A 12,009-nucleotide genomic window follows, 5' to 3' on the forward strand; every position below is an offset into this window, starting at 1 on the left:
CGGCCAGACCGTTCTGCACCGCGCCCCGCAGCCGGGGCGGATCGGCCGCACCCGTCAGCTCGGCGACGGCGAATTGATGGCCGCCATTCTCGGCACTAAGGTCGCCTATGATTTCCGCTCGGCCGACGTGGCCGCCGGGGGACAGGGCGCGCCGCTCGCCGCCACCTATCACGCGGCGCTGCTCAAGGAGGCGGACGCCAGCGGCGACACCGCCGTGCTCAATCTCGGCGGCGTCGGCAACGTCACCTGGTGGGACGGCAAGGACAACATCGTTGCCTTCGACACCGGTCCGGCCAATGCGCCCGTCAACGATTTCATCAAGGCGAAGGGCCTCGGCGAGATGGACCGCGACGGCAGGCTGGCGGCGGCCGGCACGGTCGACGAGGAACGGCTCGCGCTGCTGCTTCAACATCCGTATCTCACCAAACCCTATCCGAAATCGCTCGACCGTTTCGACTTCACCGCGGCGATGGCGGACGGGCTCGGCACCGAGGACGGCGCGGCCACGCTGACCGCTTTCACCACCGCCGCCGTCGGCAAGGCGCTCGATCTCCTGCCGCGCCGACCGAAGCGGCTCGCGGTCAGCGGCGGCGGCCGCCGCAATCCGACCATGATGGCGATGCTTGCCAGCCGCGCCGGCGTCGAAGTCGTGCAGGCGGAGACCCTCGGCTGGAAGGGCGACGCGGTCGAGGCCGAGTGCTTCGCCTTCCTGGCGGTGCGCGTGCTGCGCGGCCTGCCGATCAGCTTTCCGAGCACGACAGGCGTGCCGCAGCCGATGCGCGGCGGGAGGCTGGCCGGGTAGGTTCCCGTTCGACGCAATTGCGGACGGAAACCGCTTCACACTTTCCTGGAATTGCTCTGATCAGAGGGCGAGCAGGCTCTTCTGCAGGAAGATGCGGCTGCGGCCGAGCGGAAAGTCATCCAGCGCGCCGAATGGCCGGTAACCCTGGCGCTCATAGGCCTTGACCGCTTTCGGATTGAAAGTGTCGATCCAGGCGCCGTGGCAGCCGCGCGCCACCGCCTCCTGTTCGGCGGCCTCCAGCATCTGGCCTGCCATGTGCTGGCCGCGCAGGCTCTCATCGACCCACAGCCATTGCACGAACAGCCAGCCCCAGGCGGTGTAGCCGGAGATGCCGGCGACCACCTTGCCCGCCTCGTCGCGCACGAAGACGGCGAGCGACTTTCGGCCCGAGGCGCCGACATCGGCGTCGTTGAAGGCCGTGAGTTGCTCGCCGAGGAAGGCGAGTTCCTGCGCCGAAGGATCGGCGGTGGTCTCAAGCGTCGTCTTCATCGCTTCGGCTCGTTCGGTTCCATTTGCCAGCCTTAGCGAAGGACCGAACAGGGACGCAAGCTTACTGCTGGGCAGTGCCTGCCGAGCGCCATGCCGCCGCCGAAGCGGCGACCAGCATCAGCAGGGCCGCGATCACGGCGCAATTGGCGAAGCCGAGGCTCGTATAGAGCGGCCCGAAGCCGGCGGTGCCGATGGAGACAGCGAGATAGGTGACGGAGCTGCCCGCGATATCGACCCGATCGACCGAAAGATATTAGGCATCCTGGTCGACGACGCGACCATTAGCTACGCCGAGCTCGGCGATCGCGTCGGCCTGTCGCCGCCAGCGGCGCATGAGCGGGTGAAGCGCCTCAAGCGCAGCGGCGCCATCCGCGCCACGGCGGCCATCATCGACCCCAGAGCGGTGAAGAAGCCGCTGCTCGCCTTCGTGCATATCGACACCAGGGGCTGGGGCAAGACGCCGGAGCTGATGGCGGTGTCCGAATTCCCCGAAGTCGAGGAGATCCATACCGTGGCCGGCGACACCTGCATGCTGCTCAAGGTCCGCACCGAGGACACGCGCGCGCTTGAGGGATTGCTGTCACGGCTGTATGAAACGCCGGGCGTCACCTCGACACGCAGCTATGTGGTGCTGTCGACCTATCTCGAGCGGCCGGTGCAGCCCGGCATCACGCAAGAATGGCCGGCGCCCCGGCATATGGCCACGCCGGTCTACTAGAGCATGATGCCGAAAAGTGTGAAGCGGTTTTCGGACGACATCATGCTCTATTTCTTCTAGGCGTTACCCTCACTGCAAGCTGCACACGTTTCTGCACAAAATTTACGCATGCAATAATTTCTCATAACGCGTTGAAACTTGAAAACTTGTCTGTAAAATTTCACCTTGCCGGTGCGCGCCGGCGCGCTCTAAGTAGCTGCCGGGCAGTCGCATGGGCCAAGGTTTGGATGTCCATGCCGCGAGGGTTGGAATGGCGATGACGCACAAGACGATGGAGGATTTCGCCCGTTCCTGCGGCGTCTCCAGACCGACGCTGTCGAAATATTTCGACGATCCGACCAGCGTCAAGCCGGCGACCAGGAAGCGCATCGAGGAAGCGCTGCGCTCCTCCGACTATCAGCCCAATCTGTTTGCCCGCAACCTCAACCGCAAGCGCACCCGCAGCATCGGCATCGTCGTGCCGACGGTGACCGACCCGTTCTATTCGGAAATGGTCAGCCGCATCGAGCTTCGGCTGCGCGACGAAGGCTACTGGCCGATCGTCATTTCCTCGCACGGCTCGACCGAGCTCGAGGTCGAGGCGACGCGGACCATCCTATCCTTGAAGGTCTCCGGCGCGCTCGTCGCGCCGCTCGGGCGGCGCTCCGATCACCGCACGCTGGAGAAGCTGACGCAGGCCATCCCGATCGTTTATTTCGACACTTATCTCGAAGGCGGCACGCCCTTCGTCGGCAACAACAACACGCAGAGCGTCGCGACGATCGTCGAGTACCTCTGCCGTTCGGGCGACGCGCCGGTCTATTTCGATATTCCGCATGTCAACCACAACTCGACCGAACGGCTGGCCAGCTATGTCGCCTCGATGAAGCGGCTCGGGCATGAGCCGATCTCCATCGGCAATACCAGGGACTACACTTGGGATTTCGAGCGGATCGGCTACGAACAAACCGAGAGGATGCTTGCCAGTGGCGGCCTGCCCGGCAAGACCATCCTGTGCAACAACGATCGTCTCGCCTTCGGCGTGATGGCGGCCGCCTTCTCGAAGGGGATCAAGGTCGGCCGCAAGGCGGACTGCGACCTAAGGGTCGCGGCGCATGACGATCATCCGCTCAGCCGCTACACCTGCCCCGGCCTCACCACCATGGCGCAGGACTTCGCCGCCATGGCCGGGCGCAGCGTCGAAACGCTGCTGGGGCTGCTCAACGAGGACGGGACGGCGGTGGCGCCCAAGGTCAATCTCGACGCGACGCTGGTGATGCGCCAGTCGGCGTGACCTGAACCTCGACCGACCCGACCCAGCTCAACCGGGATCGAAGCTCCGCCAGGCGGCGACCGCCGCCTCGACTGCCTGCCGCGATGCCGGGCCGTGGCGGCCCATCGAGACGAAGCCGTGGATCTGGCCCGGCCAGCGCTTGAGCACCACCGGCACGCCGTCGTCCTGGAGGCGCCTGGCATAGGCCTCGCCCTCGTCGGCGAGGATGTCGTGGCCGGCGATGGCGACGAAGGCCGGGGCGGCACCGGCAAGGCCTTTCCTCTTCAGCGGCGAGACGCGCCAGTCGTCGATGTTGCCGGCGTCGCGAACATATTGATCGCGGAACCATGCCATGGTCGAGGCGGTCAGGCCGAAACCCTCGGCGAAGCGTCGGTAACTGTCCGCCGTCTGCGCGGCATCGGTGTTGGGGTAGAGCAGAAGCTGTGCGGCGAGCGGGATACGGTCGTCCCTTGCGAGCAGGCTGAGCACAGTCGCGAGATTGCCGCCGGCGCTGTCGCCGGCAACGGCGATGCGCCGCGCATCGATGCCGAGAGCGGCGGCCTCATCCCGCATGAAGGAGAGCACGGCGCGGCAGTCCTCGACCGCCGCCGGAAACTTGTGCTCCGGCGCCAGCCTGTAGGCGGGTGAAACGACGACGCAAGCCGCGATGTTGGCGAACCAGCGGCAGATCTCGTCATGCGAGTCGAGATTGCCGATCACCCAGCCGCCGCCGTGCAGATAGAGCAGCGGCGGAGCAGCCTGGGCCGGCGCCCCCTGCCCGCGATAGATTCTTACCACCAGCGATCCGCCGGGTCCGGCGAGCGTGCGCTCACCGACCGATCCAACCGGCTCGCGCTCGCCCTGCAGCTCCGGAAAGCCCTGGTCATAGGCGCGGCGCGCCTCGTCGGGAGTGCCGGTCTCGAACGGCGGGGGGCAGCCTGCCGGCCGAGTTCGAGCACGTGGCGGGCTTGCGGATCGAGCCCGGTTGCCGTCGAGGGCGATGTCGTCATCGGGCGGCCTCCCGTCAGGCCAGCAGGCTCGTCGCCTCGTCCTCGGCGAGAAGCGGCGGCTGGTCGACGGTGCCATTGACGGCAACCGATCCGCGGCTCTCGCCCGAGGCGAGGATCGCCTCCATGATCTCCAGCACATGCAGCGCCAGTTCGCCGGAGGCGCGCGGCCTCCTGCCTTCGGACAGCGACCGGACCAGATCGGCGACACCGAGCATGCGGTAGTTGGCGCGGTCGGGCGCGGCATAGGGCCAGTTGCGCGCGCCGTAGAGCTCGCCGTCGCTCTCGAAATCCTTCCAGTCGGCGCCGCGCGCCGACAGCGAGACGGTGCCGCCGAACGTGTCGGGATCGGGGAGTTTCAGCGAGCCCTCGGTGCCGTGCAATTCGATCGGATGGTTGGAGTGCCTGAAGACATCCCAGGAGGCGCCGAAGGTGACCGTGGCGCCGGAGCGGAATTCGAGCAGCGACAGGATGTTGGTCGGCGTGCCGACCTTGAAGCTGGTGTTCTTGAAGGGACCGTCGGCGGTGATCAGCCGCTCCTCCTGGCCGCGCGTCGCCATGGCCATGACGCGGGCGACCGGGCCGAGCAGGTTGACCAGCATCGTCAGGTAGTAAGGGCCCATGTCGAAGACCGGGCCACCGCCGGGCTGATAGTAGAATTGCGGATTGGGATGCCAGTGCTCCATGCCGCGCCCCATCATGAAGGCCGTGCCGGTCACCGGCCGGCCGATGGCGCCCTCGTCCATCAGGCGGCGCGCACGGCGCCCGGCGGCACCGAGGAAGGTGTCGGGGGCCGAGCCGAGCAGCAGGCCGCGGCTGGCTGCTTCGGCGACCAGCCGGCGGCCGTCGCCGGCCGAGGTTGCCAGCGGCTTTTCGGTGAAGACGTGCTTGCCGGCCGAAAGCGCCGAGAACGAGATGTCGAAATGCGCCGCCGGTATCGTCAGGTTGAGGACAAGTTCGATGTCCGGGTCGGCCAGCAGCGCGTCGACGCCGAGCGCGCGGATGCCGTATTCCTTGGCATGGAGCGCCGCCATGTCGGCGGAAATGTCGGCACAGGCGCGCAACTCCATCCCGCCGAACAGAGCCGCATTGCGCAGATAGGTCATCGAGATGTTGCCGCATCCGATGACACCGATGCCGAGCTTTGTCTTTGATTTTCCGTGCATTTTCGATCGTACCTCCCAACGCGGCCACGGCTTGGCCGCACCCTGGTGCCAGCAATGGATCACAATCGAAAGCCGCTATACAACATTTTAATTCTTGACGCGCGTAAAAATTTTATGGAGCATATGGAAACGCTGACGCAGCAGATTTTGAAAACAACCGATTGGGGAATTTTGAACTCATGAGCCTCGGAACCAAGGTGCGCCTTGCGCGCCTCTTCTCGCATCCATCGGGGAATCTGTTTGGCGGCGCCGTCGACCACGTCGTCGGCTATGGCGACGTGCGCAAAGGCGGCCTTGCCGACCTGCCGGGCGCGCTGGCGCGCATCATGGCGGGCAAACCCGACTACGTCAGCATCCAGCCTGGCACCGCCCGCCATCTGTGGCCGCAATATGCGGGCAAGGCTTCCCTGGTGATCCAAGCGGGTTGCTTCACTCCGGACGATCGCATCAGCGAGCTGATCGCAACGCCCGAGGATGCGGTGCGCGCGGGGGCCGATGCGTTGGCCGTGGCCATTCCGGTGCGCGGCGCGACCGAGGGCAAGTACATACGCTGGCTGACCGATTCGGTGAACGCGGCGGCTCGCTACGGCATGCCGGTGGTGGCGCATATCTACCCGCGCGATTTCACCGACGGGGCGAAAATCGTCTTCACCCCCGACGAGATCGCCTATGCGGCGCGCATCGGCTACGAGTCCGGTGTCGACGTGATCAAGATCGGCTACACGGGCGATTTCGAGTCGTTCCGAGAGACCGTCCGGACCTGCCCGGTGCCGGTTGTAATCGCGGGTGGTCCGAAGACCGATACGCTGCTCGGCGCGCTTCAGCAGACGGCGGACGCCATCCGTGCCGGGGCGCGCGGCGCCGTGGTCGGCCGCAATCTCTGGGGGCATGGCGATCCGCAGAAGGCAGCGCTTGCCTTTCGCGGCGTCATCCATGACGGCCTTTCGGCGCAAGAGGCGCTTACGAAGGCGGGTGCCTGAACGATGCCCACCGTCCCCTCGATCCTCGGCTTCGGCGCTATTGCGATCGACGACATCGTCTACGTCGATCAGCCGTTGTCGGCGGGCAAGGGGAAGGTTCTGCAAAGTGCCCGGGCTTTCGGGGGAAATGTCGCGACGGCGCTGGCCGCCGTCGCGCGGCTCGGCGGAACCGCCGGGTTCATCGGATGGCTGGGCACTGGCGCGGACGACGCCGCGCTGCGCGATCTCGTGGCGAGCGGTGTTGAAACCGCATTCGCGCCGCGCCACCCCGACGCGCGCCCGGTGCGCTCGCGCATCACCGTCGGTTCTGACGGGGAACGGTTCATCGCGTATGACGACGATGCGATGCTGGGCACCGCTCCGGAATTTCCGGACGATATTCTTGGCCGCGCGACCGCGCTGATCGTCGATAGCTACGCGATCCGGTCGCTGGATGTCGTGGCCCGGGCTCGCGATCTCGGCCTTGCGATTCTCGGCGATATCGAATGGAGCGCCGGCCCAGCCACGGAGCGGCTGATCGCGCAATGCGACCATCTCATTCTTCCCCTCGGCTTTGCGCGGACTGCCACAGGCCGCCGATCGCCGGCCGAGATGCTCGATGCATTGTGGTTGCCGTCGCGGTCCGCCGTGGTTCTGACCGATGGCGGCAGGGGCGTCTACTATCGCGGGCGCGACGAGACAGGGCTCTGGCACCTGCCCCCGCACCGGGTTGACGTCGTCGACTCGACCGGCGCCGGTGACTGCTTTCATGGCGCCTATGCCCATGCATTGACGCGCGGGGCCGACACCGCAGGCCGGGTGGCGTTCGCGGCCGCGGCGGCAGCCCTGTCCGTAACGGGGCGTGGTGGGCGCGAAGCGCTGCCCACCAACGACCAGGTCACGAAACTTCTGACCTCTACGAACGCTCCGTCAGCGGTCGAACTGAGACTTGTGGAGGAGGAAGATGGCAGAAGTCATTCTTGAGAATATCTGCAAGACCTACGGGAACAATTTTCACGCCATCGACCAATTGAACCTGTCGGTCGAGGACGGCGAGTTCCTGATCCTCGTCGGCCCGTCCGGCTGCGGCAAATCCACTGCGTTGCGGATGATCGCGGGACTGGAGGACATCACGAGCGGCAGTCTTCGCATCGGCGGCGTCGACGTCGTCGACATGCCGCCCAAGGACCGCGACATCGCGATGGTCTTCCAGAGCTACGCGCTCTACCCGCACATGACGGTGTTCGAAAACATCGCCTTTTCGATGCGGCTGGCTGGCAAGCCGAAGGCCGAGCGCAAGAAGCGCGTGGACGAGATCGCCAAAACCCTTCAGCTGACGTCGCTGCTCGACAGCAAACCCGCGAACCTTTCAGGCGGGCAGCGTCAAAGGGTTGCCATGGGCCGCGCCATGGTGCGCGAGCCCGCCGCCTTTCTGATGGACGAGCCCCTTTCCAATCTGGACGCGAAACTGCGCGTTCAGATGCGCGCCGAAATCACCAGCCTGCAAAAGCAGCTCGGCGTCACGACCATATATGTGACTCACGACCAAATCGAAGCGATGACGATGGGGGACCGGGTCGCGGTGTTGAAGGGCGGCGTGCTGCAGCAGGTCGATACACCCAAGAGGCTCTATGAATCGCCGGTGAACGCCTTCGTCGCCGGCTTCATCGGTTCCCCGTCGATGAACCTTTTCGAAGCGACCCTGAAGGGCGGCGAGCTCATTTTTCGTGACTTCGCGATCCGGCTGCAGGATGCAGCTTTCGTTGGCAGGCCCGCCCTGAGGTCCTATGAGGGCCGCAAGATCGTGTTCGGCATACGGCCGGAGGATCTCTATGACAGCAGCCTCGAATCCGGCCGCAAGTATCAGACGATACCGGCAAAGGTGACTTCGATCGAGGAGCTCGGCTCCGAACATATCGTCCACCTGAACATCGACGCGGTCCGGGTGGACTCCGGCGATCCGGACGCGGTGGAGGATTATGGCCTGGCATCGAACGCGGTGGCGAGATTCGAGCCGACCAGCGCCATCCACTCCGGCTCGGAAATCCGGTTGGCCGTGGATGATACCAAGCTCCATTTCTTCGATCCCGAGACGCATCTGGCGATCTGAAGGACTGCGGCAGAGCCGGCAGGCGAGAGCGAGGCGCCTGCGAATGAAGACTTCTGAATGAACCAGACGATCGTCCGCATTGTGCGGCCGATCTTAAAGAAGGAGGAGAGAATGACGTTTCGGATAAAACCCGCGATGCTGAAAATGGCCGCGGCCGCCTGGTTGCTTGGCGCAACCGGCGCCATGGCGGACACCACGCTGGAGTTCACCCAGTGGTGGGAGCCTGAGCTGCCCGCAGGCTCCTTGCGGAAAATCATGGACGAATTCGAGGCCGCGAATCCCGGGATCAAGGTGACGCTGGTCAGCGGCCCCTATGCGACCACGCGAGACCAGATCTCGGTTGGTGCCGCGACGGGAACGCTTAGCGACGTCGTTGGTCTCGACGGCGCCTGGGTCAACAATTTGAACGCGCAGAACGCGCTGGCCGACATGAACCCGATGATGGATGCGAGCGGCTTCGACAAAGCCCAGGTCGCGGACATCATCAAGGTGGACGGCAAAGCGGTGATGTTTCCCGTGGCTTCGTTCGTCTATCCGGTGTTCGTGAATTTGGACCTCGCCGCCAAGGCGGGCGTCACCAAGCTGCCGTCGACCCGCGCGGAGTTCCTCGAAGCCGCCAAGAAGATGACCCAGGCCGACAAGAACCAGTATGGCTGGGTGCTGCCGCTGTCGCTGCAAACGCCGTCCGGTGTCCAGAACGACATGATGTCGTGGGTCTGGGCATCGGGTCAATCGATGATGGCTGACGGCAAGCCGGCTCTCGAGGCAAAGCCGGTGGTGGATATGCTGACCTTCGTCAAATCGCTCAATGACGCGGGCACCATCTCGCCCGGCATCGCCACCAAGACCGAACAGGAAAAGGTCGAGGAATTCGTCAACGACCGGGTCGGGATGATGATCGACTCGCTCGCGCATGTGAACCTCATCCGCCAACGCAATCCCAAGCTGAACTTCGACCTCATCCCGGTCCCGGTCGTGGAGGACTATAGCGGCAAGCGCGGCCTGCCATACGCCTCCTGGGGCATCGGCATCTCCGCGGGCTCGAAACATCAGGAGGAGGCGTGGAAGCTCGTCCAATACCTGATGAGTGAAAAGGTGAACGCCAAGCTCGTGTCGCTGGCCAACGCCTTCCCCGGCAACGTCAACGCCAAGCCCGATTTCGTGACTTCCGACAAGGCTTTCGGCAAGGCTTTCGAAATCTTCAAGACCGGCTATCTTGCCAATGAGTTCACGGGCCTGCCGGTGGCGGAAGACCTGATGACCCAGTTCGACGTGCAAGCCCAGAAGATGCTCGCCGGCGAACAATCTCCGGAAGAAGCCGCGGCCAATGCTCAAAAGGGCTGGATAGCGAAATTCTGATCGGCCTGTTTTGCGATCTCTACCGGGCGGCCTGACTTCGGGCAGGCCTCCCGGCAACAACGCATCGGCAATGCGAGACGGACCCGTTTCCGAAGCTCCCTTTCTCTTGAAGGCGTGTCCCAAGGTTGGCATATGACCCCGCAGAAGCGCTCCCACCATAGGCTGAAACGAGCGGTCGCACCCTATCTCTACCTGTCGCCCTCGCTCATCATCATTGGCCTGCTGATGCTGCTGCCGATGGTGACGGTGATTGGCTATTCGTTCCAGAACAGCGCGGTACTGCGGCGCGACCCGTCCTTTGCCGGACTGAAACATTACCAGGCGATCTTTGCCGATCCCGTGTTCTGGGCTTCGCTGTGGCACACGCTCTACTTCACCTGCATGAGCGTCATCTTCCACATGACCATCGGCATGATCTTCGCGCTCATGCTGAACAGCGACCGCATCAATCCGACGCTGCGCAATGTCCTGCGCGTGCTCTACATCCTGCCCTGGCTATTCACCGCCGTGATCATCGCGGTGATCTGGCGCCTGCTGCTCGAGCCCAACGGCGTGGTGAACAGCATCCTCATGCAATTGGGCATCATCGGTTCCAAGGTCGAGTGGTTTTCCTCGCCCGAGACCGCGCTGCACGCCGTCACCTTCGCCAATATCTGGGCGGGCTACCCGCTTTTCATGGTCAGCCTGCTCGCAGGCCTGCAGGGCATTCCCAAGGATTTCTACGAGGCCGCCGATATCGATGGCGCGAAGGCCTACCAGAAGCTGATCTTCATCACCATTCCGCAGTTGATGCCGATCATCATCAGCATCTCGCTGCTCGATTTCATCTGGACCATGCAGGTCTTCCCGTTGATCTGGATAACGACGGGCGGCGGTCCGATTTACTCGACCGAGGTGCTGAGCACCTACACCTACAAGCTGGCGTTCTCGAGCTACAACCTGTCCCAGGCGGCGGCGAGCGCCGTGATCATCCTGCTGATCTCTCTTGGCCTGACACTGTTCTACATCCGCTATCAGAAGGCTCGGTAGTCACCATGAGGAAAAGGCACACGCCGAAAGACCGGCTGATCACCGTCGCGCTGCATGTCGCGCTTGCCGCCGGGCTGTTTTTCGCGGCATTCCCGATCTACTGGATGCTGAGCAGCTCGTTCAAATCGAATACCGAAATCTTTGCCCTGCCGCCAACCATCCTGCCGAAGGCGTTCACGCTGGAAGCGTATGCGGCCATCCTTGGCGACCCAGTAAAACTGCGCTTCTTCTTCAACAGCTACTTCGTGGCCGGAGCGGTGACCGTGCTGACGGTGCTGATCGCGTTGCTGGCAGCCTATGGGTTCAGCCGCTTCAACTTCCGCGGCAAGGGCAGCCTGAACACGCTCATCATCAGCACGCAGACGATTCCGCCGATCACGCTTCTGATCCCCTTCTTCGGGCTCGTCGTCTCGTATGGCATCTTCGACACCTATATCGCGCTGATCGTGACCTACCTGGTGTTCACGCTGCCCTACGCGATCCTGCTGATGACCGGGTATCTCAACACCTTGCCGCGCGATCTCGACGAGGCCGTCGCCGTCGACGGCGGCAGCAGCTGGACCGCACTCTGGCGGGTGATCGTCCCGATCTCGCTTCCCGGCATTGTGGCGACCTCGGTCTATACCTTCCTGTTGTGCTGGAACGAGTTCCTCTTCGCGCTGACGCTGACGAAGTCGACCTCCATGCGCACTGTCCCGATCGGCATCCAGCTGCTGATGGGGCAGCACGCTTTCGAATGGAACCAGATGATGGCGATGAGCGTGCTCGGCTCGCTGCCGCTCCTGCTCATCTACCTTCTTGCCCAGAGGTACTTCCTCGCTGGGATGACCGCGGGCTCGGTCAAGTAGATGTCCATCCCATGAAGACCCAGAACGACATCACGGAATGGGCGGTATCAAGGATTGAAAGGATGAACGTGAAAGACCTCAAAGTCGGCTGCCAGACCTTCACCTGGGAAATGCTCGGAGACCGTTTTGCCGGAGGCCCGGACGATCTCCTGAAGGCCATTTCCAATGGCGGCTATGCCGGCATCGAGATCACCGACACGATGATCGGCCGCTATGCCGGCCAGCCGGCGGAATTCGCCGCCGGCTGGCCGGCATAGCGGCCGATCATCG

Annotated in this window: 11 protein-coding genes and 2 pseudogenes; 10 read left to right on the forward strand and 3 right to left on the reverse strand. The window is 64.0% G+C overall.

What is annotated here, in order from left to right; all coding sequences use genetic code 11:
* On the forward strand, positions 1-802 hold an 802-nt coding region (locus tag EOA33_RS10385; protein WP_127405570.1), incomplete at its 5' end, for an anhydro-N-acetylmuramic acid kinase.
* A gap of 60 nt (positions 803-862) precedes the next feature.
* Here the strand turns inward: EOA33_RS10385 and EOA33_RS10390 are convergent.
* Positions 863-1,291 (reverse strand): GNAT family N-acetyltransferase, encoded by a 429-nt coding sequence (locus tag EOA33_RS10390; RefSeq protein WP_127405571.1) that lies wholly within the window; start codon positions 1,289-1,291, stop codon positions 863-865.
* Between the two features lie 205 nt (positions 1,292-1,496).
* On the opposite strand from EOA33_RS10390, the gene EOA33_RS10395 reads away from it, so the two are divergent.
* Together EOA33_RS10395 and EOA33_RS10400 are read left to right on the forward strand one after the other, a co-directional pair.
* Entirely contained in the window at positions 1,497-2,009 is a 513-nt protein-coding gene (locus EOA33_RS10395) for an Lrp/AsnC family transcriptional regulator (RefSeq protein ID WP_127405576.1), read from the forward strand.
* Positions 2,010-2,259: 250 nt separating this feature from the next.
* On the forward strand, positions 2,260-3,282 hold the full coding sequence (locus tag EOA33_RS10400; RefSeq protein WP_127405572.1) for a LacI family DNA-binding transcriptional regulator: 1,023 nt from the start codon (positions 2,260-2,262) through the stop codon (positions 3,280-3,282).
* 27 nt (positions 3,283-3,309) lie between these two features.
* Here the strand turns inward: EOA33_RS10400 and EOA33_RS10405 are convergent.
* Together EOA33_RS10405 and EOA33_RS10410 are read right to left on the reverse strand one after the other, a co-directional pair.
* Positions 3,310-4,271 (reverse strand): annotated as a pseudogene (locus tag EOA33_RS10405) (alpha/beta hydrolase).
* Positions 4,272-4,285: 14 nt separating this feature from the next.
* Positions 4,286-5,434 (reverse strand): Gfo/Idh/MocA family oxidoreductase, encoded by a 1,149-nt coding sequence (locus tag EOA33_RS10410; protein WP_127405573.1) that lies wholly within the window; start codon positions 5,432-5,434, stop codon positions 4,286-4,288.
* 179 nt (positions 5,435-5,613) lie between these two features.
* On the opposite strand from EOA33_RS10410, the gene EOA33_RS10415 reads away from it, so the two are divergent.
* The 7 genes and pseudogenes from EOA33_RS10415 to EOA33_RS10445 all read left to right on the forward strand — a co-directional run.
* On the forward strand, positions 5,614-6,414 hold the full coding sequence (locus EOA33_RS10415; RefSeq protein ID WP_127405574.1) for a class I fructose-bisphosphate aldolase: 801 nt from the start codon (positions 5,614-5,616) through the stop codon (positions 6,412-6,414).
* Between the two features lie 3 nt (positions 6,415-6,417).
* Positions 6,418-7,377 (forward strand): PfkB family carbohydrate kinase, encoded by a 960-nt coding sequence (locus EOA33_RS10420; RefSeq protein WP_127405575.1) that lies wholly within the window; start codon positions 6,418-6,420, stop codon positions 7,375-7,377.
* A complete protein-coding gene (locus tag EOA33_RS10425; RefSeq protein WP_126056128.1) occupies positions 7,358-8,503 on the forward strand; it encodes an ABC transporter ATP-binding protein in 1,146 nt (381 codons plus the stop codon). Before EOA33_RS10420 ends, EOA33_RS10425 begins: the two co-directional genes overlap by 20 nt.
* Before the next feature lie 111 nt (positions 8,504-8,614).
* Positions 8,615-9,862 (forward strand): sugar ABC transporter substrate-binding protein, encoded by a 1,248-nt coding sequence (locus EOA33_RS10430; protein ID WP_126056129.1) that lies wholly within the window; start codon positions 8,615-8,617, stop codon positions 9,860-9,862.
* A gap of 132 nt (positions 9,863-9,994) precedes the next feature.
* The gene (locus EOA33_RS10435) at positions 9,995-10,891 is read left to right on the forward strand and encodes a sugar ABC transporter permease (RefSeq protein WP_126056130.1); all 897 of its coding nucleotides are present in this window, start codon (positions 9,995-9,997) and stop codon (positions 10,889-10,891) included.
* A 5-nt stretch (positions 10,892-10,896) separates the two neighbouring features.
* Positions 10,897-11,739, forward strand: coding sequence for a carbohydrate ABC transporter permease (locus EOA33_RS10440; protein ID WP_126056131.1), 843 nt, complete (start codon positions 10,897-10,899; stop codon positions 11,737-11,739).
* Between the two features lie 62 nt (positions 11,740-11,801).
* Positions 11,802-11,978, forward strand: a pseudogene (locus EOA33_RS10445) (sugar phosphate isomerase/epimerase); the annotation flags it as partial.
* Between the last annotated feature and the right edge of the window lie 31 nt (positions 11,979-12,009).

This window comes from Mesorhizobium sp. M4A.F.Ca.ET.050.02.1.1 (genome assembly GCF_003997725.1).
Taxonomy (GTDB): Bacteria; Pseudomonadota; Alphaproteobacteria; order Rhizobiales; family Rhizobiaceae; genus Mesorhizobium.